Raw genomic sequence first — 23,827 nt, 5'->3', positions numbered from 1 at the left:
GATGAACAACTGGCTGGACGAGATCAAATGGGACGCTGATGGCCTGGTGCCGGCGATTGCCCAGGATCACAAGACCGGACGCGTGCTGATGATGGCCTGGATGAACCGCGAAGCGCTCGAGCTGACCGCCGCGGAAAACCGTGCAATCTACTGGTCACGTTCCCGTGGCAAGCTGTGGCGCAAGGGCGAAGAGTCCGGCCACGTACAGACGCTGCATGAAATGCGTCTGGACTGTGACGCCGACGTGATCATCCTGATGGTCGAACAGATCGGCGACATCGCTTGCCATACCGGCCGTCAAAGCTGCTTTTACCGCGTCTTCGAAAACGGCGACTGGAAAACGGTCGACCCGGTGCTGAAAGACCCGCACGCAATCTACTCCGCAGGACACAAACATGAGTGACACTCTGACGCGCCTCGCTCAGGTACTGGAAGAGCGCAAAGGCGCAGCGGCCGACAGCTCGTATGTGGCCAGCCTGTATCACAAGGGCTTGAACAAGATTCTGGAGAAAGTCGGCGAAGAGTCGGTCGAAACCATTATTGCCGCCAAGGACGCCGCGATCAGCGGCGACTGCAGCGACGTGATCTACGAGACCGCTGACCTGTGGTTCCACAGTATGGTCATGCTCGCCCAATTGGGGCAGCATCCGCAGGCCGTGCTCGATGAACTGGATCGCCGCTTTGGCCTGTCCGGACACGTCGAGAAAGCCTCGCGTCCGTCCGCCTGAACAATTATTAGAGAGGAATAGCAACATGGGCATTTTTGACTGGAAACACTGGGTCGTCATTCTGGTTGTCGTGGTGCTGGTGTTCGGCACCAAGAAACTGAAAAACCTCGGCACCGACGTCGGTGAGTCGATCAAGGGCTTTCGCAAAGCCATGAACGACGACGAGAAGCCGAACGCTGATCCGACCGTGACGCCTGCTCAACCGGTACCACCGGTGCAGCCGCAAGCCACCGCTCAGGCCAACCCGCCGCACACCATCGACGTGCAGGCGCAAAAAGTCGAAGAGCCGATCCGCAAAGACGTGTGAGCACTGACTAATGTTTGGTATCAGATTCACTGAACTGCTGCTCGTCGGCCTCGTCGCCCTGCTGGTGCTGGGCCCCGAGCGTCTGCCGGGTGCTGCGCGCACCGCCGGCCTGTGGGTCGGACGGCTGAAGCGCAGCTTCAACGCGATCAAACAGGAAGTTGAACGTGAAATCGGTGCCGACGAGATTCGTCGGCAACTGCACAACGAACACATTCTGTCGCTAGAGCAGGAAGCGCGGAAAATCTTCCAGCCGGTTCAGCAAGAACCGACAACGGTTGAGCACGTGGCCCAGCAGACGATTCATGCGCCTGCCGCGCCCGCTGCACCTGGTCCCGTTGTAGCGCCGGCAGAACCGGTACCCGCTGTTGCAGACTCTTCGGTTGAACACATAGCTCCAGCCGCCGCGCCGATCACACCAGCGCCTCACGACACTCCTTTGCCGCCGCGAGCCTCATGAGCGATCTTCCCGAAAACGACCAGCACATGCCGCTGGTATCGCACCTCACCGAGTTGCGCACCCGCCTGCTGCGTTGTGTAGCGGCGATCTTCATCATCTTCGCCGGGCTGTTCGCCTTCACCCAGCAGATCTACACGTTCGTCTCCACGCCGCTGCGCCATTACCTGCCGGTCGGCGCGACGATGATCGCCACCGACGTGTCGTCGCCGTTCCTGACGCCACTGAAACTGACGATGATGGTCTCGCTGTTCCTGGCGATCCCGGTGATCCTGCATCAGATCTGGGGGTTCATCGCGCCGGGCCTGTACAAGCATGAGAAGCGCATTGCAGTGCCGCTGCTGGTCTCGAGCATCCTGCTGTTCTACACCGGCATGGCGTTCGCCTATTACTTCGTGTTCCCGCTGATCTTCAAGTTCTTCGCCGCAGCCACCCCGGCTGGCGTGGAAATGATGACCGACATCGCCAGCTATCTCGATTTCGTCATGACGCTGTTCTTCGCCTTCGGCGTGGCGTTCGAAATCCCGGTGGCCGTGGTGCTGCTGGTGTGGATCGGCGTGGTCGACGTTGCCTACCTGAGAAAGATCCGCCCGTATGTGATCATCGGCTGCTTCGTGGTCGGCATGATCCTGACGCCACCGGACATCTTCTCGCAGACCCTGCTGGCCGTGCCGATGTGGATGCTGTTTGAGATCGGCATCCTGTTCGGTGGCCTGATCAGCAAACGCGAACGCCCGGACGAGAATCCGGCCGACGATCACAACGATCAGCCGCCAGCGACCCAGGCATGAACCTTCTGTTGCTCGAAGAGGCCGATTTCATTGCGGCCGACCGTGTCGTGTTGCGTGATCGGCGCCTGACCCATATGCAGGAAGTCCATCGCTCGCAAGTGGGTGACAGCCTGCGGGTCGGGCGCATCAATGGGCTGATGGGTTCGGCTGAGCTGTTGCGCCTGGAGGCGGGTGAAGCTGAACTGCGTGTCACCCTCGACAAGCCGCCGCCAGCCAAGCTGCCGCTGACGCTGGTGCTGGCCCTGCCGCGCCCGAAGATGCTGCGCCGGGTGTTCCAGACCGTGGCGACCATGGGCGTGCCGAAGGTGATTCTGGTCAACAGCTACCGCGTCGAGAAGAGTTTCTGGCAGACGCCGTTTCTTGAACCTGAAGCGATTCGCGAGCAGTTGATCCTGGGCCTCGAACAGGCCCGCGACACGGTGCTGCCAGAGATAGTCATCGAAAAACGCTTCAAGCCGTTTGTCGAAGATCGACTGCCGGCGATTACCGACGGCACCCTCGGCCTGGTTGGCCATCCCGGCAACTACCCAGCGTGCCCGCGCGCCTTGAGCGAACCGGTGACCCTGGCCATCGGCCCGGAAGGTGGCTGGATCCCCTACGAAATCGATCTGCTGGCAAAATCCGGTCTGCAACCGGTGCAACTGGGCGAGCGCATTCTGCGCGTCGAAACCGCCGTCACCGCCCTCCTCGCCCGATTGTTCTGACGCCTTCTCCAGACAAATCGCGTTACAGATTGCCATCATCCAGCCGATACAGTCCCCATAAGTCCAATTAGTGGTCCGAGGGGAGTCGTCGCATGTACCGTTGGTTAGCCGAGAGTCTTGGAAACGTCAGCGTCAAACGCAAACTGGGAATCGGTTTCGGCCTGGTGCTGTTGCTGACGTTGTTGATCACCTTTACCGGCTGGACCGGCATGAGCGGCATCATCAGCCGCGGCGACAAGCTCGGTTTCATCTCCAGCCTAAACGAGCTGACCAAGGATTTGCGCCTAGCGCGCGTGGACTATGACGCGCGCCGTGGCGAACAAGGCCCGGGCGCGGTCAACGAGTTGCTGAACAAACTCGACAGCGGCCTGCAAACCGCCCGTGGCATGATTGAACAACCGTCCGACGCCGCCATGGTCGATCAGCAATTGGCCGCCGTCGCCGAGTACAAACGTGCTTTTGCCGACATGACCCAAGCCACCGTGCAGCGCGAAGACGCCCGCAGCAAGCTGGGCGCCAACGCCGACAACGCCGTGGCCAAGGTTGCGGAAGTTGAAAAATCCTTGCTGCAAGGTGACAGCGTCGCGCAGTTCAACAGCGTGATCGAGCTGAGCAAATTGCTCCAGCAAGCGCGTTATCAGGTGCGCGGCTACACCTACAGCGGCAAGGCTGAAGCAGAGCAACCGGCACTGGCTGCCATCGACAATGCCCTGAAAAACCTTGAAAGCCTGCCCTCGCGACTGCCGGAACAGCACATCGCCAACCTGCAACAGGCCACTGACTCGATCAAAGCCTATCGAGCGGCGGTCGCTCAGTTCCGCGACTCGCAGGTCACCAATGCCAAGTCACTCGCGCGCATGTCCGCTCAGGGCGACATCCTGATCGACCTCAGCAAGAAGCTGACGGCTTCGCAAACTATCGTGCGTGACACCGATGCCGCCCACGCCAAGAACATGCTGCTGATCGCCACCTTGCTGGCCTTGGCCTTCGGCCTGCTGGCCGCTTGGGCGATCACCCGGCAGATCATCATTCCACTGAACCAGACCCTGAAAGTCGCCGAACGCGTAGCCGCCGGCGACCTGACCCACAACCTGGTTTCGCTGCGCCGTGACGAACTCGGCCAATTGCAACGCTCGATGCAGAGCATGACCCAAGGCCTGCGTGAGCTGATCGGCGGGATCAGCGAAGGCGTGACCCAGATCGCCAGCGCCGCTGAAGAACTGTCGGCAGTGACCGAACAGACCAGTGCCGGGGTCAACAATCAGAAGATCGAGACCGATCAGGTTGCCACCGCCATGCACGAAATGACCGCCACCGTGCAGGAAGTCGCGCGTAACGCCGAAGAGGCCTCAGAAGCCGCCGTCGCCGCCGACCAACAGGCCCGCGAAGGCGACAAGGTGGTTGGCGAAGCGATCGCACAGATCGAGCGTCTGGCCGTTGAAGTCGGCAACTCCACCGCCGCCATGGGCGAACTCAAGCGCGAAAGCGACAAGATCGGCAGCGTGCTCGACGTGATCAAATCCGTGGCCCAGCAAACCAACCTGCTGGCGCTAAACGCGGCCATCGAAGCGGCGCGCGCCGGTGAGGCCGGACGTGGTTTCGCCGTGGTCGCTGACGAAGTACGCAGCCTCGCGCAGCGCACGCAGAAATCCACCGAAGAGATTGAAGAGCTGATCATCGGCCTGCAAAACGGCACCCAACAAGTGGCAACGATCATGGACAACAGCCGCACCCTTACCGACAGCAGCGTTGAGCTGACCCGTCGCGCTGGTGGTTCGCTGGAAAGCATTACACGCACCGTGTCGGCGATTCAGGCGATGAACCAGCAGATCGCGGCGGCGGCTGAACAGCAATCTGCTGTGGCTGAGGAGATCAACCGTAGCGTGCTGAATGTGCGCGATGTGTCGGATCAGACGTCTGCGGCGAGTGAGGAGACAGCAGCGTCCAGTGTTGAGTTGGCGCGGCTGGGCACCCATTTGCAGATGCTGGTGGGGCGCTTCAAGGTTTAAGAAAAACCCCGGCCTCCCGACGGGTAAGCTCGTCGGGACACCCCATCGCACATCCGCAGTCCCGCTACGCCCGACGCTGATCAATAGCGTCTTAACGGGTTGCCAATTCCACCTCCGCCAACTTCACGGGCGAGTTCGCCTGGCACTTCGCAAGTTAGCCCACGGCATCACCCCGACCCTGATTACTTGACAACCATTATTAACGCGCCAACTTACGCATGCAACTTCCGCTAACAACAACAATACAGATTTAACTACCACCGATCAATTTCACGATGCTAGGTTCAGTCGTGGCCTAGAATCATCTCGCCTACAAAAAAGCTTTTAAGTATTCCATCCATTCAACTTAAAAGCATTAGAACAACTTAATAGATTTCGAGCACAAACATGACTATTGAGAATACCAATTCATCACTACACGTCACAATCTCCAACACCAATGGCAATATTCTTGATTATGACGCTAAAACATCGAGCCCGACTGCCACTGTCCACGCCGATATAGACACTACGAGTGCAGCACGACTGTGGCTTCATTGCGAAGTTACCGAAACCGATGGCACCAAAAAATTTTTCAAACTTGCCGAGGCTGCGCCAATTGATATTACAACCGAGGTACAACCGACGTTCGAGATACCGTCTGATGAGCTCGCCAAACTTGCAGATGACACTGAGCTGACCTTTATATTGACGGTCAGCGCAGACGGTTCTCGAGATCGTCAATCAATCAGTAACGCCCGTAACACCGTGGTACTGCGCCGTCGCGCGTCAGTATTTAACGCAAGCCGATGGATGACAGACATCGGGCCTGATCTGGAATGTCTCAAACTGCATGACGTCGTCATGCCCATGGCGCACAACGCTGGCGTCGACCAGGACGGCGCCGGCTGGCCTGCCGATCAGTGGGCTGCCTGCCAGAATCATACGTTTAACCATCAGTTAGCGCATGGTATCAGAGCGCTGGATTTGCGCCTGCATTGGAAAGGTTCAAGGTTGATGTTCCAACACGGTGGTTACGATGCCGGGCGCCAACTCTATCAATGCATCGCCCAAGTAGCCGATTTTGTCACACGTAATCCTGGCGAAATAGTAATTTTGAACTTTCATGAACTGACCGTTGATGAGTGGGATTTTAATCGTGCATTTCGCGGATACACTCATCTCTGTATCCCGTCGTCGGCGAGAAACATGACAATCGGCCAAATCCGCCGCCGCTTTCCCGGCAGAAGTATAATCGTCGCCCGAAACAACCCGCCGGATTACTGCTGGCCGAAAATCAACAGCTCATGGACCGGAAACGATTTAAACGACCAGTTCCAACTTCGCGACCATATCAACAAGGAAATGGCCACCTTTCCAAAGGGTCGTTTGTATCCAATATTCGCATGTGGTTATAGTTGGCTTGGCCCGGTGCGTTATAATTCCAACGCTGCTTTCTGGAGCGCATTCTTCAATAAACTCGGAACGGGAAACTACCGACAAGCAAGTGTCGGTAATATTATCTACTGCGATTTCTTCGAAGCAACCGGCGTTGTGAACCGATGCATTCACAGCACCCGCGCCCGGGCCAGTAAAGCGAGCCAATCCACCGCGCAGCAATTAAAAGGCACGATCGTTTCGAGCAACTCGATCAAGCTTGACTGGGTACGACCGCGCGATAGCGAAGCAGTTACTTATTCGCTGTACGCCAATGATCGATTGGTAGCCAGGCAGGCCGGCACAGAGTACGTATTCTCTGGCTTGGCAGACGGCGCGAGCCACACCCTCCAGGTTCTCCCCCACTATGCCAGCGGTGACGGTGCCCCCGCAGAAATCCGCGTTTCGCTGGGGGACGTAACGAAGCCCAGCAAGCCCACCGATCTGCGTTTCTTTATATTAGAAGGGTACGGGTGGCTTTTTTGGAAGGCGGCCACAGACAACGTGGGCGTAAAGGAATATCAGATCTACCGCGACGGCAAAAAAATCAACACCGTGGAGGGCAAAACAAGCACGGTTGTTAATCCGGCAGACAAGGGCTTTTACAGCGTACGCGCAGTCGACAGCGCCGGAAACTTTGCCGAATCCGATGCGCAGGAAATGCCATCCGACATCACAGCAGCCGAGCCCGCTGATCTCAGACAACTGGCACTCATCGCCGAGGCTGTGACGCAGGAGTGAACCCTTGCGGACACGTGTGCCAATCACCCTTCCATGAGTTGCTCACTGAGTACACGGGGATACCGTGGTAGCTGAATATCAGAGCAATGCGGCAATGATCCGAGCCGAATGGTGACGCACATGCAAAAAAACCGCTTTCTCGTAATGCTGTTCACTTAAGCATTTGAGTTCAAGCCGGCCTTACTGGAAATCCGATGCCAGACCTCTGACATCGGGTTTTTTCTGTCTGCTCAACAAGACCGGCTCGACCTCGGTGAGCTTTTCAATTTCTGCGAACTGAACTCCTTCATCCAACATTCCCATCGAGTGGGTAGCGCCTGCACTGGATCTTTCCAGTCAGGCGACTAGGCGCCGACGTCGCTTGCCCACGGATGCTGGCTTAAAACATGATTCGACAGGAGGCGACTTGCGGAATTAAGAGAGGGTGTAGGGGGGTTGTTTCTGGATCACCGCCCAAGGCCCTCAAGCCAAGGACGGTGAAGATGTCAAAAACCCGGTTTCCAGTTGACCGTAAAGCTGCTCCGCTTAAGTGAACAGCATTACGAAACAGTCGGGGTTCCTTTATCAGGCCGGTTGAGCCTGCGGGCTCACCGGTCGCAGCGGCAGCAACGGCGCATGCGGATCGGCTTTCACCGATGCCCGCCATGCATCCAGCCACTCGGCATGACCTTCGGCCCAGACCTGCTCATGCAAGCGCGCCAAGGCTACCGGGTCGCTCAGCAGTTGCAGGCGATCATGGTTGTTCAGTCCGGCAGGACCGACCTTGATCGCGTGACGCACACGCTCCTGACGCAGCCACTCAATCGGCTCGGCCTGACCGTGACGGGAGGTCGCCAGCGAGCACGCCAAGGCGTTCTGCTGCGGATCGACCACCGCGCGGACGAAGCCGTCGTTCAGTGCGTGCCAACGGTTTTCGTGGGTGTACTGATCGGTGGCCAGCAGCGCCTGTGGCGGATTGTATTCCTCAGGGATGAGGAACAGGCTCTCGTCACGGGATTTGAGACCCAGACCGACACGGCTGGAAATCACCGACACCGGAATCGACAGCATCAACGAACCGACGATCGGCACCAGCCACCACAGGAAGCTCGGGTTCAGCCAGATCACCAGCAGCGCCCAGAAGAAGCCCAGCAGAGTCTGCGGGCCGTGGCGTTTGACCGCCTCGCTCCATGGCGTGGAGTCGTCGTCACGCTGGGGCGAATTCCAGGTCGCGGCCCAGCCGAGGAACGCGGCCAAGACGAAACGGGTGTGGAAAATCATCCGCACCGGCGCCAGCAGCATGGAGAACAGCATCTCCAGCAGCATCGACAGGGTCACCTTGAACTTGCCACCGAACTCTTTCGCGCCCTTGGCCCAGATCAGGATGATACTCAGCAATTTGGGCAGGAACAGCAGCACGATAGTGGTCGAGAACAGCGCAATCGCCTTGTCCGGGTGCCATTGAGGCCACAACGGATAGAGCTGACGCGGTTCGAGGAAGTACTGCGGCTCCATCAAGGTGTTCACCGCCAGTAACGCAGTCGACAACACCAGGAAGAAGAACCACAACGGCGCCGACAGGTACGACATCACGCCGGTGAGGAACACCGCGCGGTGCACCGGGTGCATGCCTTTAACCAGGAACAGACGGAAGTTCATCAGGTTGCCGTGGCACCAACGACGGTCACGCTTGAGTTCATCGAGCAGGTTGGGTGGCAACTCTTCGTAACTGCCCGGCAGGTCGTAGGCAATCCACACGCCCCAGCCGGCACGACGCATCAGCGCGGCTTCAACGAAGTCGTGAGACAGGATCGCACCGGAGAACGCCCCTTTACCCGGCAACGGCGCCAAGGCGCAGTGGTCGATAAACGGCTTCATGCGGATGATCGCGTTGTGACCCCAGTAGTGGGATTCGCCCAACTGCCAGAAGTGCAGACCGGCAGTAAACAGCGGGCCATACACGCGGGTAGCGAACTGCTGCATGCGCGCATACAGCGTGTCCATGCCCGATGCACGCGGCGCGGTCTGGATGATCCCGGCGTCCGGCGTGGCTTCCATCAAACGCACCAGACTGGTCAGGCACTCGCCGCTCATGACCGAGTCGGCGTCGAGGACGACCATGTATTTGTAGTCACCACCCCAGCGACGGCAGAAGTCGTCGAGGTTGCCACTCTTGCGCTTCACACGGCGACGGCGGCGACGGTAGAAGATCTTGCCGAAGCCTTTGGCTTCGCGGCAGACGTCCAGCCAGGCCTGTTGCTCGGCCACGCAGATGTCGGAGTCGTTACTGTCGCTGAGCACAAAGAAGTCGAAGCGATCCAGATCACCGGTAGCGGCAACCGATTCGAAGGTCGCACGCAAGCCCGCGAATACACGCGGCACGTCTTCGTTGCAGATCGGCATCACCAGCGCGGTACGCGCTTCTTTGGCAATCGGCTCGTTGCCGGCGCTTTTGCCGGAGATGCGGTATTTATCGTGGCCGGTGAGCAACTCGAGGAAGCCCATCAGCGCGGTCCAGAAACCGGCCGAAACCCAGCAGAACAGAATCCCGAACAGAATCAGGATGCTGGTTTGCAACGCATATGGCAGCACCTGCGTGGCGGTTTGCACCAGCGGCTGATGCAGGACTTCGTCCAGATCGACGAACGACCAGCCCTGGTACGGCATGATGCCTTTCATGTACCAGCCGGCGACGATGGTCTGACCGAGCATCAGCACCAGCAAAATGTAGCGACGAATCGAACCGACCGTGCGCCAGCGCGCCGCCGGCAGGACGTTCTCGTCCTTCGGCGGTTGTGGCGGGTTGGTGCGGCCAGTCATCCGGCGCCAGCCGCGCACCAGAATATTGGTGCGCCACGGCTCCGGCACAACCTTGGTCCGACGGATCGGCGGCGTTGCCTTGAGGCTGACTCGGCCGCTGGCGTCGAGCACCAACATTTCCGCTTCTTCAAGCTCTTCAGCGGTGCTCAGGGTCAGGCGCTTGCCCACCGAAGCCTGGGCGGCTTCGGCAGGGGCGTCGAACGTCGAGGACGACAGGCGTTCATGCAACTCGCTGAACGACTGGCAGCCCGCGAGTTCCGCGCGCTGCTCGTCGGTCATCGGCAGATGCGCCAGATACTCGGACAGAGTCTCTGGCTGTACTTGAGAGTTACTCATCGGCAGGCAACTGATAGCTCCAGGTCTCGGTCAGGACTTCTTCAGTCGGTGCCGATTCCGGTGTGGCTGGGGCCGCGTCGGCAGCGACTGGCTGCTTGGCGTCTTTGTTGGCCTGGTCCTTGGCATCTGCGACTGGCTTAGCGTCGGCGTGTTTGGCCTCTGCCGCCTTGGCTTCCTTGTCGAGTTTCTCTTGTTGCTTGGCGGCAACCTTGTCGGCCTTGGCGACGGACGAGTTCGACGTCGGCAGCGAAGACTTCGCCAGATCCGCCGTAACGATTGGCTGCACCAGTGCGGCACGCATCTCGGTCGCCTTGCTCGCGTCCTTGATCTTCATGCGCAGGGTCAAACGCCAGCCCTTGGTTTCAGGGTTGTAGCGCACGTTGTTCTCGACAAGCTCTGCATTGTCGCCAACGCTGACCTGGCTGCGAACGTCCGCATCCGGGGCCAGAGCCGCCAGCGATGGACCTTCGAAGTCGACCAGATAAGCCACGCTGCCATCCGGCTGACGGATCAGGTTCGATTGCTTGACGTCACCGGTCGAACGCAGAGTCTGCGCAACCCAGGCGCTGTCCGGCGCATGAATCGCCGCTTCGTCCATGGTCCAGTGCATGCGGTAAGCGAAGTCGAGTGGCTGACCTGGCTCCGGCAGTTTTTCCGGGCTCCAGAACGCAACGATGTTGTCGTTGGTTTCGTCGGCGGTTGGAATCTCGACCAGATCGACGGTGCCTTTGCCCCAGTCGCCCTTCGGCTCGATCCAGGCGCTTGGGCGCTTGTCGTAGCGGTCGTCGAGGTCTTCGTAGTGACTGAAATCACGGCCACGTTGCAGCAAGCCGAAACCACGCAGGTTCTCGACGCTGAAATTGCTCACGGCCAAGTGTTTCGGGTTGTTCAGTGGACGCCAGATCCACTCGCCGTTGCCGGCATGGATCGACAGACCGCTGGAGTCGTGCAGTTCACGACGATAGTTGAGGACTTTCGACGGCTGGTTGGCGCCGAACAGGAACATGCTGGTGAGCGGGGCGATGCCCAGTTTGCCGACCTTGTCACGCAGGAACATCTGCGCTTTGACGTCGACAACGGTGTCGCTGCCTGGACGCAGGATCAGACGGTAGGCACCGGTAGCACGCGGTGAATCAAGCAGGGCGAAGATCACCAGATGCTTGTCGCCCGGTTTCGGCTGCTGAATCCAGAATTCGCGAAAACGCGGGAATTCTTCACCCGACGGCAACGCGGTATCGATCGCCAGGCCACGGGCCGACAGACCGTAGGTGTGACCCTTGCCGACAACGCGGAAGTAGCTCGCGCCCAGCATGGTCATGATTTCGTCTTGCTTGTCGGCCTTGTTGATCGGGTACAGCACACGGAAACCGGCATAACCCAGTTGCTCGGTGGCTTTTGGATCGAACTTCAGGTCGCCAAAATCGAAGCGAGTCGGATCGTATTTGATCTCTTCGACGGTGTTCGCTGTGATTTCGTTGATTTTCACCGGTGTATCGAAGTGCATACCCTGGTGATAGAAGGACAGCTTGAACGGCGTCTTCTTATCAGCCCACTCAGCCTTTTCGGTGAGGAAGCGGATTTTCTGATAGTCCGCGAATTTCATGTCGCGGAATTCGTTCGGCAGGTTGCTGCGCGGGGCCTCGAACTTCTGCCCGGCCAGCTCTTTAGCCTTGGCCGATACATCGTCAAGATTGAACGCCCAAAGCTGACCGGCGCTGAGCAGGCACAGGAGCGCCGAGCCCGCTACCAGAGCACTTCGCATGCGTTTGGCAGACATTTTTGCTGCATTACAGGGACTAACAATCACGAGCAACCCTCGCCGAAAACAGATCAAAAAACCAACGGCCAGATGAAGTGCCTGTGGGGTTTTCGGCTTCGAAAAGCCGACCTTCCAGCGCACCCTTGCCAAGTTGGCGAGCATTGTTCCGACTCCGCTGGGGCAAAATGATTCCCCAATCGGATCCAGACAAATCTCTACCTAGGTCAAAATGGACCAACGAACGCTGATCACCGTAGCGCGCGATTATCTAGTAGCCCGCATGACAACGCATCAGGGGTAACAAAGTATTTATCGCGAAAACACCCTAAAAACGTCGAAATCTCCTAAAAAGGCGTTTCAAGCGCTGTCAGGTTTGTAACAAAAAGGTAACAGGGCCGTCGTTGATCAAATGCACCTGCATATCCGCGCCGAATCTACCTGATGCCACAGTGCCATGCATCTGTTTCGCTTTGCCTAATAGATAGTCAAATAATTCCTCGCCCAACGCCGGAGGGGCCGCGGTCGAGAAGCTCGGGCGCAACCCGCTTTTAGTATCGGCAGCCAGGGTGAACTGAGAGACCAGCAGCAACCCACCGCCGACATCGGAGAGGGACAAGTTCATCTTGCCATCAGCATCACTGAATACCCGATAGTTAAGCAGCTTATGCAGAAGTTTGTCGGCGCTGGCGCGCGTGTCGTCGGGCTCGACCGCTACCAGCACCAGCAAACCTTGATCGACCGCGCCAACCACCTCACCCGCCACTTCCACTCGCGCACCGCGTACGCGCTGTAAAAGCCCCTTCATGCTTCTTCGGGCGGCAGATCGAGCAGACGACGTGCCATATTGCCCGCCGCGCGCACCAGCGCATCGGTAATGCCCGGTTCGGATGCGGCATGGCCAGCATCGCGAATGACCTGCAATTCACTGTTCGGCCAGGCCTGGTGCAATTCCCAGGCGTTGTCGAGCGGGCAGATCACGTCGTAACGACCGTGAATGATCACGCCCGGCAGATGAGCAATCTTGCCCATGTCGCGAATCAACTGATTCGGCTCAAGGAAAGCATTGTTAGTGAAATAGTGGCATTCGATCCGCGCAATCGACAGCGCGCGCTGCGGCTCGGAAAAGCGATCGACCACCAGCGGGTTCGGCCGTAGGGTCGCGGTGCGCCCTTCCCAGGTCGACCAGGCTTTAGCCGCATGCATCTGGGCGATCTGGTCGTTACCGGTCAGCCGTTTGTGGAAAGCGGTGAGTAAGTCATCGCGCTCATCCAGCGGGATCGGCGCGATGTAGTCCTGCCAGTAATCAGGGAACAGACGGCTGGCGCCAGCCTGATAGAACCACTCGATTTCCTGCGGACGGCAGAGAAAGATCCCACGCAGGATCAGACCATGAACGCGCTCCGGATGGGTTTGCGCGTAGGCCAAAGCCAGGGTCGAACCCCATGAACCGCCGAACAGCACCCATTTGTCGATACCCAGGTGCTTGCGGATCCGCTCAAGGTCAGCGACCAGATCCCAGGTGGTGTTATTTTCGAGGCTGGCGTGCGGGGTGGAACGTCCGCAGCCTCGCTGGTCGAAGGTGACAATGCGATAAAGGTTCGGATCGAAATAGCGACGGCTCTGCGCGTCGCAACCGGCGCCCGGGCCACCGTGGATGAACACGACTGGCAAGCCTTCCGGTGAGCCGCTTTCGTCGACGTACAGCGTATGGGTGTCATCGACAGCCAGATCGTGCCGGGCGTGAGGTTTGATCTGCGGAAACAAAGTCTGCATTGCGCGCTCCGTAAGGGGTCGAGGTCATCCCTGGGGGGACTTCTACTATTCTGCCGTTGGGCATCATAAACCCGATTTACGTCAATGAGCATGCTCGCGCGTAATCACAATTTTTCAGCGATGTCCCCTGTGGCGAGGGGATTTATCCCCGTCCGGCGGCGAAGCCGTCGTAAAACCGATATACGCGGTATGTCTGAGAAACTGTGGTGGCCGGTTTTAGGGCCGCTGCGCGACCCAACGGGGATAAATCCCCTCGCCAAAGGCCTACCGTCATGCGTAGCGGGATTCGCCCCAAGCGAGGAAGCCCTGCAGCATTTCCTTGAGCACCACCCGCGTCGGCTCGGCCAGGTCGGCGCGGTAGCGGAACGGCTCGAACTCTTCCATATAAGTGCACTGGCCCAGTTCCAGTTGCACCGCATGAATATTCTCTGCCGGGTTGCCGTAATGCCGGGTGATGTGGCCGCCCTTGAAGCGCCCGTTCAGCACATGGCTGTAGTCGCTGTGGCGCGCGCAGATCGCCTCCAGTTGCGTGGCCAACTGCGGATCGCAACTGGCGCCGTTGAAGGTGCCGAGGTTGAAGTCCGGCAGTTTGCCGTCGAACAGGTGCGGGATGATCGAACGGATCGAGTGCGCATCAAACAACAGCGCGTAGCCGAACTCGGCTTTAAGCCGTGCCAGCTCTTGCTGCAAGGTGCGGTGATACGGCATCCAGATTTGCTCCAGATATGTCGTGCGTTCTTCTTTCGACGGCTCCAGCCCTTCCTTGAACAACGGAATACCATCGAACAGCGTCGCCGGGTACAACCCGGTGGTGGCGCCAGCGTACAGCGGTTTGTCGTCGGACGGCCGGTTCAGGTCGATGACGAAACGCGAGTACTCGGCGGCCAATGTGCTGGCGCCCAGTTCTTCGGCAAAATCGTACAACTGCGGAATATGCCAGTCAGTGTCCGGCAGGCTTTTCGCGTCGGCGATCAGGCCGGCCTCAACCACCGGGGTCAGACGTAAACCGGCATGGGGCATGCTGATCAGCAGCGGCACGCGACCTTGTTTGAAGTTCAGAACCTTATCCACAACCGCTCTCCTACAGACTTGAGTCAACGCCGTGACGCACGACGCGTTTGTCCAGATCACCACCAAGCCAGTAAGCCAGGTCCGCCGGGCGATCGATCTGCCAGGCGACGAAATCCGCGACCTTGCCAACTTCCAGCGAGCCATGCGTGTCGGCCATGCCCAGCGCTTGCGCGGCATGAATAGTCGCGCCAGCCAAAGCCTCTTCCGGGGTCATGCGCAAACAGGTGCAGGCCATGTTCAACATCAAACGCAGCGACAACGCCGGCGAAGTGCCCGGGTTGAGGTCGCTGGCGATGGCGATTTTCACCTTGTGCTTGCGCAAGGCGTCCATCGGCGGCAATTGGGTTTCGCGCAGGAAGTAGAACGCGCCCGGCAGCAGCACCGCGACGGTGTCGGACGCGGCCATGGCGATGGCATCGGCCTCGTCCATGAACTCCAGGTGATCGGCGGACAACGCGTGATAGCGCGCGGCGAGGCTGGAACCGTGCAACGACGACAATTGTTCGGCGTGCAACTTCACCGGCAGACCGAGTTTTTGCGCAGCGATGAACACGCGCTCGACCTGCTCCGGCGAGAACGCCAGGTATTCGCAGAACGCATCCACGGCATCGACCAGGCCTTCGGCGGCGAGGGCCGGAAGCATTTCGGCGCAGATGTGATCGATGTAATCGTCGGCGCGATCCTTGTATTCGGGCGGCAACGCATGGGCGGCGAGACAGGTGCTGCGCACGCTGATCGGCAGCTCTTTGGCTAGACGGCGGATGACCCGCAGGATCTTGCGTTCGTTGGCCAGATCGAGCCCGTAGCCGGACTTCATCTCCACCGTGGTCACGCCGTCGCGCATCAGGCTTTTCAGACGCTTGGCGGCGCTGGCGAACAGCTCGTCTTCCGACGCCTCACGCGTAGCGCGCACGGTGCTGGCGATGCCGCCACCGGCCGCTGCGATTTCCGCGTAGCTGACGCCTTGCAGACGTTTTTCGAACTCGCCGCTGCGGTTGCCACCGAACACCGTGTGGGTGTGGCAGTCGATCAGGCCGGGGGTGACCCACGCGCCTTGCAGATCATTGACAGCCGGATACTCGCCGGACGGCAATTGATTGCGCGGGCCGATCCACTCGATGAGCGCACCGGACGTCACGATGGCCGCATCCTCGATGATCGAGTAAACGCCTTGCGCCATCGTTGCGACGTGGCAGTGTTGCCAGAGGGTTTTCATCCCAAGTCCTCGTCTTGTTCAAAATCGATTCGCGAGCAAGCTCGCTCCCACAGGAGAACGCATTTCAACTGTGGGAGCGAGCTTGCTCGCGAAGAGGCCATCAAAGGCTCGGCAAAAGCTTCGCCGCGACCAGTTCGTTCAAGCAGCGCGAAGCCAACAGCTCAGTCGCCGCATTGATGTCCGGCGCAAAGAACCGGTCCTTTTCATAAAACGGCACTTCCTTACGCAGAATCGCCCGGGCTTGTTCCAGCTTCGCCGAGGTCTTCAAGCCATTGCGCAAATCCAGCCCCTGCACCGCCGCCAGCCATTCCACCGCCAGAATCCCGCGAGTGTTCTCGGCCATTTCCCACAGGCGCTTGCCGGCCGCAGGGGCCATGGACACGTGGTCTTCCTGGTTGGCCGAAGTCGGCAGGCTGTCCACCGAATGCGGATGGGACAGCGCCTTGTTCTCGCTGGCCAACGCGGCAGCAGTCACCTGAGCGATCATGAAACCGGAGTTCACGCCGCCATTGGCCACCAGGAACGGCGGCAGTTGCGACATGTGCTTGTCCATCATCAGCGAGATGCGGCGTTCGCTCAGCGAGCCGATTTCCGCGATGGCCAAGGCCATGTTGTCAGCGGCCATGGCCACGGGTTCGGCGTGGAAGTTACCGCCGGAAATCACATCGCCTTCAGCGGCGAATACCAGCGGGTTATCGGAGACCGCGTTGGCTTCGACCGCCAGCACTTCAGCGGCCTGACGGAACTGGGTCAGACAGGCGCCCATGACTTGCGGCTGGCAGCGCAGGGAGTACGGGTCCTGGACCTTGTCGCAGTTTTGATGCGAGTCGGAAACTTCGCTGCGCTCACCCAGCAAATCGCGGTAAGCAGCGGCCGCATCGATCTGACCTTTCTGCCCGCGAGCAGCATGGATGCGCGCATCGAACGGCGAGCGCGAACCGAGCACCGCTTCAACCGTCAGACCGCCCAGCGCGATGGCGCCCGCGAACAAATCTTCGCCTTCAAACAAACCACGTAGAGCAAATGCAGTAGAAACCTGAGTACCGTTAAGCAGCGCCAGACCTTCCTTAGCCGCCAGCGTCAGCGGCGTCAGGTCGGCGACTTTCAGCGCTTCGGTGGCTTCCATCCACTCGCCCTTGTAACGCGCCTTGCCCTCGCCCAGCAGCACCAGCGACATGTGCGCCAGCGGCGCGAGGTCGCCGGAAGCACCGACCGAACCCTTCAGCGGAATGTGCGGATAAACCTCGGCGTTGATCAGCGCAATCAGCGCATCGATTACAACGCGACGGATGCCGGAAAAACCACGGCTGAGGCTGTTGACCTTGAGCACCATCACCAGCCGCACCAGCGCATCGCTGATCGGCGCACCAACGCCGGCAGCGTGGGACAACACCAGCGAACGCTGGAGGTTTTCCAGGTCTTCGCTGGCGATGCGGGTCGAGGCCAGCAGGCCGAAACCGGTGTTGATGCCGTAGGCTGTGCGGTTCTCGGCGAGGATCTGCTCGACGCAAGCGACACTGGCTTCGATCTGTGCGGAGGCGCTGTTGTCGAGGGTCAGCTTGACCGGGTTCTGATACACGTCACGCAGTTGGGCCAGGCTCAGTTGGCCGGGAATCAGGTTCAGCGCAGTCATTTTGTGCTCCTTTTGAGAGTTTATTGTTAACTCGCCAGACGCTCCGGAGATGTCCGTTGTCCGTCGCGTCTGCCCTTTTGGGGAGCCGCGCCTTGGCACGCTGGCGTAGATAGTTTTCAGTGCAAATTCGGTAGCGCGTTGTGCAACAGATTCGAGTCTTTCAAAACACTCGCGGCGGCAGCGATATCCGGCGCTAGCCAGCGGTCCTGATCATAAGCCGGGACCTTTTCGCGCAGCAGTCGCCAGGCAACATCGGTGCCTGCGCCGAAACGCTGTTCCTTGAGGAATTCAAACGCCTGCGCCGCCAGCAGATATTCGATAGCGAGGATCTGCGTGCAGTTTTCCAGGGCGCGATGCAGCTTCAGCGCGGCGTTGGTGCCCATGCTCAAGTGGTCTTCCTGCAAACCCGAAGTGATGTAGTTGTCGAGCACCGCCGGTTGCGCCAATTGGCGGTTTTCCGCACACAGCGACGCGGCGACGTATTGCACGATCATCATCCCGGAGTTCACCCCCGGATTGGCCACCAGAAACGCCGGCAAACCGCTGACATGCGGGTTGACCAAGCGATCGAGACGACGCTCGGCAATCGAGCCGATTTCCGCCATGGCAATCGCCAGCAGATCCGCCGCCATTGCCACCGACTGGCCGTGAGGATTGGCTTGGGACATGACGCGGAATTCGTCCGGCGTGCCCAACAGCAGCGGGTTGTCGGTGCAGCCATTGAGTTCGGTTTCGATCTGTTTGATCGCGTGTTCCAGTTGATCGCGCGCGGCGCCGTGCACCTGCGGGATCGAACGGATGCTCAGCGCATCCTGAGTGCGAATGCCTTTGCTCGACGCGATCACTTCACTGCCTTCAAGCAACGCACGCAGATTGACGCCAACCTGCTGCATTCCCAGATGCGCTTTGAGCGCAATGATTTCGGCATCGAACGCGTCAATCTGCCCGCGCTGCGCTTCGAAACTCATGGCGCCGATCACGTCGGCCCATTGCAGCAGACGCGTGGCGTCGGCGATGGCCAGACAACTGAGGCCGGTCATGCACGGCGTGCCGTTGACCAGGCACAGACCGTCCTTCGCACCGAGTTGCACCGGTTGCAGGCCCTCTTCGGCCAGTGCCTGTTGGGCAGAGATGATTTGCCCGCGATAGCTGACGTTACCGACGCCTAGCAGCGCAATGCCGATGTGCGCCATGTGCGTCAGGTATCCCACCGAGCCTTGCGACGGTACCTGCGGGGTGATGCCGCGATTGAGCAGCGCGAGCAGCCCTTCCACTACTTGGCGATGGATGCCGGATTTGCCGTGGCTGTAGTTGTGGATCGCGGCACAGATGATCGCTCGGGTTTGTTCGTCGGCCAAAACCGGGCCGACGCCGCAGGCATGGCTGAGCAGGGTGTTGCGCGACAATTGGCTGAGCTGCTCGTCTTTCAGCGAGACGTTGGACAACCCGCCCAGACCGGTGTTGACGCCATAAGCGCGCTCGCCGCTGGCAACGATACGCTGGACGATGCCTTGCGCGTTTTCGATGCGCGTCCAAGTCTCGCTCGACAGCTCGAGTTGTGCGCCGTGGCGGGCCACGGCGACTACGTCCTGCCAGCGCAGGTGGGCGCCGGTGATCACGATTTTCTCAGCCTGGGACATCTTTAACCTCATCCGAAAAACCTGAATATTTATGCAGCCCTACCGGCCCCTTCGCGAGCAAGCTCGCTCCCACATTGGAATGCGATCCCCTGTGGGAGCGAGCTTGCTCGCGAAGGGGCCAGCAGCATCACTACAAATCTGTTTAAACCACCGCCGCCCGCCGCTGCACGAAGCGGTCGACATACTCATCCGCCGGCGAATGCAGGATCTCGCGCGGCGTGCCAACCTGAATCAGCTTGCCGTCCTTGAGGATCGCAATGCGATTGCCGATGCGCACGGCCTCGTCGAGGTCGTGGGTGATGAAGACGATGGTCTTGTGCAGGGTCTTTTGCAGCTCCAGCAACTGGTCCTGCATCTCGGCGCGGATCAGCGGATCCAGCGCACTGAACGCTTCATCCATCAGGATGATGTCCGTATCCGCCGCCAAGGCGCGGGCCAGGCCCACACGTTGACGCATGCCGCCGGAGAGCTGGTGCGGGTATTTGTTTTCGTAGCCTTTGAGGCCCACGGTGTTGATCCAGTGCAGGGCGCGCTCGGCGCACAGTTGCTTGCTCTCGCCCCGCACTTTCAAGCCGTAAGCGACGTTGTCGAGCACGGTTTTGTGCGGCAGCAGGCCGAAGCTCTGGAAGACCATGCTGATCTTGTGCCGGCGAAATTCGCGCAGGGCTTCCATGTCGTATTGCAGGATGTCCACGCCGTCCACCAGGATCGCACCGCTGGTCGGGTCGATCAGGCGATTGAAGTGGCGCACCAGCGTCGATTTACCGGAACCGGACAGGCCCATGATCACGAAGATCTCGCCAGTGCCGATGCTCAGCGACAGGTCGTTGACCCCGACCACGCAACCGGTTTCGCTCAGCACCTGATCCTTGGTCTTGCCCTGGCCAACCATGGCCAAGGCGTCCTTGGCGCGGCTGCCGAAAATCTTGAAGACGTTTTTGACTTCGATCTTGCTCACGGTTGCGTTGCTCATTTGCTCACCTCATGCCGTGGCCGACCGTACGCCTGAGTAATGCGGTCGATGACCACCGCGAGAATCACGATCGCCAGACCGGCCTCAAGCCCGCGTCCGACGTTGAGGGTCTGAATCCCCACTAGCACATCTTCACCAAGGCCTCGGGCGCCGATCATCGAGGCGATTACCACCATCGACAGGGCCATCATGGTGGTCTGGTTGATCCCGGCCATGATGCTCGGCAGAGCCAGCGGCAGTTGCACGCCGAACAGTTGCTGCCAGCGGTTGGCGCCGAACGCGTTGATCGCTTCCATCACTTCGCCGTCGACCTGGCGGATGCCCAGATCGGTCAGACGAATCAGCGGTGGCGCAGCGTAGATCACGGTGGCGAAAATCGCCGGGACCTTGCCCAGACCAAACAGCATCAGCACCGGGATCAGGTACACGAAGCTCGGCATGGTCTGCATGATGTCGAGCAGCGGCATCAGCACCGAACGCAGGCGATTGCTGCGCGCCGAGAGAATCCCCAGCGGAATGCCGATCAGCACCGAAATGATCGTCGCCACCATCATCAGCGCCAAGGTCTGCATGAGCTTGTCCCACAGGCCGACAGCACCGACGAGGAACAGCAAACCGACGATGACCGCCGTGGTCACGACCTTGCGTGTTGCATGCCAGGCGACGCCGGCAACTATGGCGAGCATCAGCCACCAGGGCGCTGCGCGCAGCAGGCCTTCAAGGTTGACGATGGCCCACAGCAGGGTGTCCGATATCTGGCGGAACACATCACCGTAGTTGGTGACCAGCGAATCGACCCAACCGTTGACCCAGTCGGCGATGGAAAAGGTAAAGCTTTCGGGAAACATAAGCGGCTCTCAATCAGAAATCTCAATCAAGCGATGACGGCATATCTCCCGGCCAGCCTCACGGTTGGCCGGGAGGTATCGACCTACAGCGCCGCGTCGATTTTCTTGGCGGCGTCTTCACTGACCCACGCGTGCCAGACTTCAGGATGTTCCTTGAGGAAGATTTTCGCCAGTTTTGGCGACTCGATACGTTCCTTCGCCATGCGTCCCAGGTTCTGGTTCAGCAGGTCGATCGGCAGGTTGACCTTTTCCAGCACGGCCACCAGTTCCGGGGCTTGTTCGTGGAAGGTCTTGGACAGGCCGACCTTGATCGTCACGCGCTTGTCGACGCCCGGTTTTTCTTCCAGTTTGACCAGATCAACCTGGCCCATCAGCGGGGTTGGCGACCAGTAGTAGAAGAGGATCGGCTCGCCACGTTTGTAGCTCGACAACACCGCCGCATCCAGCGCCGGGCCGGTGCCCGGACGGAAGTTGGTGTAGCTGTTTTCAAGGCCGTAGCTTTTCAGCATTTCGCTGTTGTCCAGCTCGCAGGTCCAGCCGGCCGGGCAGTTGTAGAAGCGGCCCTTGGCAGGCTCTTCAGCGTCCTTGAACACGGCGGAATACTTGGCCAGATCAGCAATGTTTTTCAGGTCTGGCGCTTTCGGTTCAAGCTTGCGCTTGGCGTCACCTTCGATCACGTAGCGCGGCACGTACCAGCCTTCGATCGCGCCCACTACCGGAGCGCCGACACCGACGACCTTGCCGGCCTTCTCGGCCTTGTTCCAGACTTCGCTGCGGCCGACCCATTCTTCGGCGAACACTTGAATGTCGTTGCTGCTCAGGGCGTTTTCCATGGTGATGGAGTTGCCCGGCAAACTGTCGGTCTTGCAGTCATAGCCTTTCTCCAGCACCACTTGCATGACGTCGGTCAGCAGCATGCCGCTTTCCCAGTTCAGGCCAGCGAACTTCACCGGTTTGCCTGACTCGCACCAACCGGCCGCCTGGGTGGCGCCGGCACTGGCGAGCAGGCCCATGGAAAGCAATGTGGTCAGCAGGGTCTTGTTCGATTTCATTGTCGTGACGCTCCTAATCATGAATTGGGCTTACGGCAGTCAAGAGGCATCCAGCCCTGTCCACGTCCAATCAGGCCTGCGCCGCAACGCGGCTGGCCCCGCTTTTTTCAGGTTGTGCTTCGCTGTCCTGCTCGGTCGGCAGAATCAGGTGATCAGGGACGGCGCTGTGCCATTTTTTTGCGCAGACGTAATACACGGCGGCGGGCAGTATCAGACCGATGATCCAGGAAATATCCACATCACCCAGCATTGCCACCAGCGGGCCGGTGTAGAACTTGGTGGAGATAAACGGTAGCTGCACCAGCACACCGAACACATAGACGCTGATACCCAGCATGTTCCAGCGGCCGTAGCGACCCTTCGGATCGGCCAGCGCCGGTACGTCATAGCGCTCGCGGGTGATGCAGTAGTAATCCACCAGGTTGATCGCGCTCCAAGGTGTGAAGAACGCGAGCAGGAACAGGATGAAAGACTTGAACGCCCCCAGGAACGAATGCTGACCGAGCAACGCGATCAGGGTTGCTGCACCGACGATGAACAATACGAAGACCAGACGCTGCAAACGCGACACCTTAAGGTGGCCACGGAAACCGCTGATGATGGTCGCGATGCACATGAAGCTGCCGTAGGAGTTCAGCGTGGAAATGGTGACTTTGCCGAACGCGATGCTGAAATACAGCAGCGCTGCGGTGGCACCAGTACCGCCCAGACCGACGATGTAGGCGACTTCATGGCCGGCGAATTGGCCGTTGGCCGAAGCCGCAGCAAACACGCCGAGGATCATCGCCACTTGGGCACCAATCACTGAACCTGCGCCCGCGGCGAAGAAGGTTTTCACCGAGGAAGTACTGCTCGGCAGGTAGCGCGAATAGTCAGCCACGTACGGGCCGAAAGCGATCTGCCAGGACGCCGCGAGCGACACTGCAAGCAGGAAACTGCTCCAGCTGAAGTGGCGGATTTGCAGGAGTGCGCCGACGTCGGTCTGATTCATCAGACGCCAGAACAGGAAAACAAAAGCGATCACGCCGATGACGCTGGCAACACGGCCAATCCAGTGGATTACTCGATAACCGAGCACCGTGACCAGCACGATGACACTGGCAAAAATCAGGATGCCGACGCTGTCGCTGACACCAAACAACTGGCCCAGCGCCTGACCGGAAAGCACGGTTCCGGTGGCGGTAAAACCGAGGTACATCAAACACACCAACACGATCGGGATAGCCGCGCCATACACACCGAACTGCACGCGACTGGAGATCATCTGCGGCAGGCCCAGTTTTGGTCCTTGCGCAGCATGCAGCGCCATGACGCCACCGCCGAGCAGTTGACCGATCAGCAGACCGATCAACGACCAGAACACATCACCGCCCAACACCACGGCCAGGGCCCCGGTGACAATCGCGGTGATTTGCAGGTTGGCACCCATCCACAAAGTGAACTGGCTCAACAGACGACCGTGTCTTTCCGCTTCCGGGATGTAGTCGATCGAACGTCTTTCGATCAACGGTTTGTTGCCTGCACGATCGGTGCTAACAGCCATGATTCAACCTCTGTGGATTGTTTTAATTGTTCAC

Annotated in this window: 20 protein-coding genes and 1 pseudogene; 9 read left to right on the top strand and 12 right to left on the bottom strand. The window is 59.5% G+C overall.

Going from position 1 to position 23,827, the window contains the following annotated elements; all coding sequences use genetic code 11:
- The first annotated feature begins 1 nt into the window (after position 1).
- The 9 genes and pseudogenes from hisI to ACIQVE_RS17370 form a co-directional block, all read left to right on the top strand.
- Positions 2-403, top strand: coding sequence for a phosphoribosyl-AMP cyclohydrolase (gene hisI, locus ACIQVE_RS17410; protein ID WP_064117075.1), 402 nt, complete (start codon positions 2-4; stop codon positions 401-403).
- A complete protein-coding gene (locus ACIQVE_RS17405; RefSeq protein ID WP_003220849.1) occupies positions 396-728 on the top strand; it encodes a phosphoribosyl-ATP diphosphatase in 333 nt (110 codons plus the stop codon). The genes hisI and ACIQVE_RS17405 overlap by 8 nt, the downstream gene beginning before the upstream one ends.
- 25 nt (positions 729-753) lie before the next feature.
- Positions 754-1,035, top strand: coding sequence for a twin-arginine translocase TatA/TatE family subunit (locus ACIQVE_RS17400; protein WP_402810456.1), 282 nt, complete (start codon positions 754-756; stop codon positions 1,033-1,035).
- Between the two features lie 10 nt (positions 1,036-1,045).
- Positions 1,046-1,492: a Sec-independent protein translocase protein TatB gene (gene tatB, locus ACIQVE_RS17395; protein ID WP_402810454.1), complete on the top strand. Its 447-nt coding sequence runs from the start codon at positions 1,046-1,048 to the stop codon at positions 1,490-1,492.
- On the top strand, positions 1,489-2,280 hold the full coding sequence (gene tatC, locus ACIQVE_RS17390) for a twin-arginine translocase subunit TatC (RefSeq protein WP_402810452.1): 792 nt from the start codon (positions 1,489-1,491) through the stop codon (positions 2,278-2,280). The genes tatB and tatC overlap by 4 nt, the downstream gene beginning before the upstream one ends.
- Positions 2,277-2,984 carry a 16S rRNA (uracil(1498)-N(3))-methyltransferase gene (locus ACIQVE_RS17385; protein WP_402810450.1) on the top strand — a complete coding sequence of 236 codons (708 nt, stop codon included), beginning with the start codon at positions 2,277-2,279 and terminating at the stop codon, positions 2,982-2,984. Before tatC ends, ACIQVE_RS17385 begins: the two co-directional genes overlap by 4 nt.
- Positions 2,985-3,076: 92 nt before the next feature.
- Positions 3,077-4,993 carry a methyl-accepting chemotaxis protein gene (locus ACIQVE_RS17380; RefSeq protein WP_402810448.1) on the top strand — a complete coding sequence of 639 codons (1,917 nt, stop codon included), beginning with the start codon at positions 3,077-3,079 and terminating at the stop codon, positions 4,991-4,993.
- A gap of 387 nt (positions 4,994-5,380) precedes the next feature.
- Positions 5,381-7,150, top strand: coding sequence for a hypothetical protein (locus ACIQVE_RS17375; protein WP_402810447.1), 1,770 nt, complete (start codon positions 5,381-5,383; stop codon positions 7,148-7,150).
- Positions 7,151-7,549: 399 nt separating this feature from the next.
- Positions 7,550-7,683 (top strand): annotated as a pseudogene (locus ACIQVE_RS17370) (IS4 family transposase); the annotation flags it as partial.
- A gap of 31 nt (positions 7,684-7,714) precedes the next feature.
- Here the strand turns inward: ACIQVE_RS17370 and mdoH are convergent.
- The 12 genes from mdoH to ACIQVE_RS17310 all read right to left on the bottom strand — a co-directional run bounded on the left by mdoH (position 7,715) and on the right by ACIQVE_RS17310 (position 23,793).
- The gene (mdoH, locus tag ACIQVE_RS17365) at positions 7,715-10,285 is read right to left on the bottom strand and encodes a glucans biosynthesis glucosyltransferase MdoH (RefSeq protein ID WP_402810445.1); all 2,571 of its coding nucleotides are present in this window, start codon (positions 10,283-10,285) and stop codon (positions 7,715-7,717) included.
- A complete protein-coding gene (locus ACIQVE_RS17360) occupies positions 10,278-12,062 on the bottom strand; it encodes a glucan biosynthesis protein G (RefSeq protein WP_402810444.1) in 1,785 nt (594 codons plus the stop codon). The genes mdoH and ACIQVE_RS17360 overlap by 8 nt, the downstream gene beginning before the upstream one ends.
- A gap of 349 nt (positions 12,063-12,411) precedes the next feature.
- Positions 12,412-12,849: a D-aminoacyl-tRNA deacylase gene (dtd, locus tag ACIQVE_RS17355; RefSeq protein ID WP_402810443.1), complete on the bottom strand. Its 438-nt coding sequence runs from the start codon at positions 12,847-12,849 to the stop codon at positions 12,412-12,414.
- Positions 12,846-13,817 (bottom strand): prolyl aminopeptidase, encoded by a 972-nt coding sequence (pip, locus tag ACIQVE_RS17350; protein ID WP_402810441.1) that lies wholly within the window; start codon positions 13,815-13,817, stop codon positions 12,846-12,848. The genes dtd and pip overlap by 4 nt, the downstream gene beginning before the upstream one ends.
- A gap of 270 nt (positions 13,818-14,087) precedes the next feature.
- Complete coding sequence (gene hutG, locus ACIQVE_RS17345; RefSeq protein WP_402810439.1) at positions 14,088-14,888, bottom strand: N-formylglutamate deformylase; 801 nt, start codon at positions 14,886-14,888, stop codon at positions 14,088-14,090.
- A 10-nt stretch (positions 14,889-14,898) separates the two neighbouring features.
- Positions 14,899-16,104: an imidazolonepropionase gene (gene hutI, locus ACIQVE_RS17340; protein ID WP_402810438.1), complete on the bottom strand. Its 1,206-nt coding sequence runs from the start codon at positions 16,102-16,104 to the stop codon at positions 14,899-14,901.
- A gap of 100 nt (positions 16,105-16,204) precedes the next feature.
- On the bottom strand, positions 16,205-17,737 hold the full coding sequence (hutH, locus tag ACIQVE_RS17335; protein ID WP_402810437.1) for a histidine ammonia-lyase: 1,533 nt from the start codon (positions 17,735-17,737) through the stop codon (positions 16,205-16,207).
- Between the two features lie 116 nt (positions 17,738-17,853).
- The gene (gene hutH / locus ACIQVE_RS17330; RefSeq protein WP_402810436.1) at positions 17,854-19,377 is read right to left on the bottom strand and encodes a histidine ammonia-lyase; all 1,524 of its coding nucleotides are present in this window, start codon (positions 19,375-19,377) and stop codon (positions 17,854-17,856) included.
- Positions 19,378-19,519: 142 nt separating this feature from the next.
- Positions 19,520-20,350, bottom strand: coding sequence for a glycine betaine/L-proline ABC transporter ATP-binding protein (locus ACIQVE_RS17325; protein WP_402810435.1), 831 nt, complete (start codon positions 20,348-20,350; stop codon positions 19,520-19,522).
- Positions 20,347-21,198 (bottom strand): ABC transporter permease, encoded by an 852-nt coding sequence (locus ACIQVE_RS17320; RefSeq protein ID WP_402810434.1) that lies wholly within the window; start codon positions 21,196-21,198, stop codon positions 20,347-20,349. Before ACIQVE_RS17320 ends, ACIQVE_RS17325 begins: the two co-directional genes overlap by 4 nt.
- Before the next feature lie 83 nt (positions 21,199-21,281).
- Positions 21,282-22,250 carry an ABC transporter substrate-binding protein gene (locus ACIQVE_RS17315; RefSeq protein WP_402810432.1) on the bottom strand — a complete coding sequence of 323 codons (969 nt, stop codon included), beginning with the start codon at positions 22,248-22,250 and terminating at the stop codon, positions 21,282-21,284.
- A gap of 70 nt (positions 22,251-22,320) precedes the next feature.
- On the bottom strand, positions 22,321-23,793 hold the full coding sequence (locus ACIQVE_RS17310) for a purine-cytosine permease family protein (protein ID WP_402810430.1): 1,473 nt from the start codon (positions 23,791-23,793) through the stop codon (positions 22,321-22,323).
- Positions 23,794-23,827: the final 34 nt, after the last annotated feature.

It is taken from the genome of Pseudomonas sp. NPDC098747, assembly GCF_044760045.1.
Taxonomy (GTDB): Bacteria; Pseudomonadota; Gammaproteobacteria; order Pseudomonadales; family Pseudomonadaceae; genus Aquipseudomonas.
The sequence above is the reverse complement of the archived record's forward strand: the minus strand, read 5'-3'. Positions and strand labels throughout refer to the sequence as shown.

Bases quoted from the DNA above. Each gene is read 5' to 3' on its own strand.
- hisI (WP_064117075.1), top strand. From the start codon at position 2: ATGAACAACTGGCTGGACGAGATCAAATGGGACGCTGATGGCCTGGTG.
- ACIQVE_RS17405 (WP_003220849.1), top strand. From the start codon at position 396: ATGAGTGACACTCTGACGCGCCTCGCTCAGGTACTGGAAGAGCGCAAA.
- ACIQVE_RS17400 (WP_402810456.1), top strand. From the start codon at position 754: ATGGGCATTTTTGACTGGAAACACTGGGTCGTCATTCTGGTTGTCGTG.
- tatB (WP_402810454.1), top strand. From the start codon at position 1,046: ATGTTTGGTATCAGATTCACTGAACTGCTGCTCGTCGGCCTCGTCGCC.
- tatC (WP_402810452.1), top strand. From the start codon at position 1,489: ATGAGCGATCTTCCCGAAAACGACCAGCACATGCCGCTGGTATCGCAC.
- ACIQVE_RS17385 (WP_402810450.1), top strand. From the start codon at position 2,277: ATGAACCTTCTGTTGCTCGAAGAGGCCGATTTCATTGCGGCCGACCGT.
- ACIQVE_RS17380 (WP_402810448.1), top strand. From the start codon at position 3,077: ATGTACCGTTGGTTAGCCGAGAGTCTTGGAAACGTCAGCGTCAAACGC.
- ACIQVE_RS17375 (WP_402810447.1), top strand. From the start codon at position 5,381: ATGACTATTGAGAATACCAATTCATCACTACACGTCACAATCTCCAAC.
- mdoH (WP_402810445.1), bottom strand. From the start codon at position 10,285: ATGAGTAACTCTCAAGTACAGCCAGAGACTCTGTCCGAGTATCTGGCG.
- ACIQVE_RS17360 (WP_402810444.1), bottom strand. From the start codon at position 12,062: ATGTCTGCCAAACGCATGCGAAGTGCTCTGGTAGCGGGCTCGGCGCTC.
- dtd (WP_402810443.1), bottom strand. From the start codon at position 12,849: ATGAAGGGGCTTTTACAGCGCGTACGCGGTGCGCGAGTGGAAGTGGCG.
- pip (WP_402810441.1), bottom strand. From the start codon at position 13,817: ATGCAGACTTTGTTTCCGCAGATCAAACCTCACGCCCGGCACGATCTG.
- hutI (WP_402810438.1), bottom strand. From the start codon at position 16,104: ATGAAAACCCTCTGGCAACACTGCCACGTCGCAACGATGGCGCAAGGC.
- hutH (WP_402810437.1), bottom strand. From the start codon at position 17,737: ATGACTGCGCTGAACCTGATTCCCGGCCAACTGAGCCTGGCCCAACTG.
- hutH (WP_402810436.1), bottom strand. From the start codon at position 19,377: ATGTCCCAGGCTGAGAAAATCGTGATCACCGGCGCCCACCTGCGCTGG.
- ACIQVE_RS17325 (WP_402810435.1), bottom strand. From the start codon at position 20,350: ATGAGCAACGCAACCGTGAGCAAGATCGAAGTCAAAAACGTCTTCAAG.
- ACIQVE_RS17320 (WP_402810434.1), bottom strand. From the start codon at position 21,198: ATGTTTCCCGAAAGCTTTACCTTTTCCATCGCCGACTGGGTCAACGGT.
- ACIQVE_RS17315 (WP_402810432.1), bottom strand. From the start codon at position 22,250: ATGAAATCGAACAAGACCCTGCTGACCACATTGCTTTCCATGGGCCTG.
- ACIQVE_RS17310 (WP_402810430.1), bottom strand. From the start codon at position 23,793: ATGGCTGTTAGCACCGATCGTGCAGGCAACAAACCGTTGATCGAAAGA.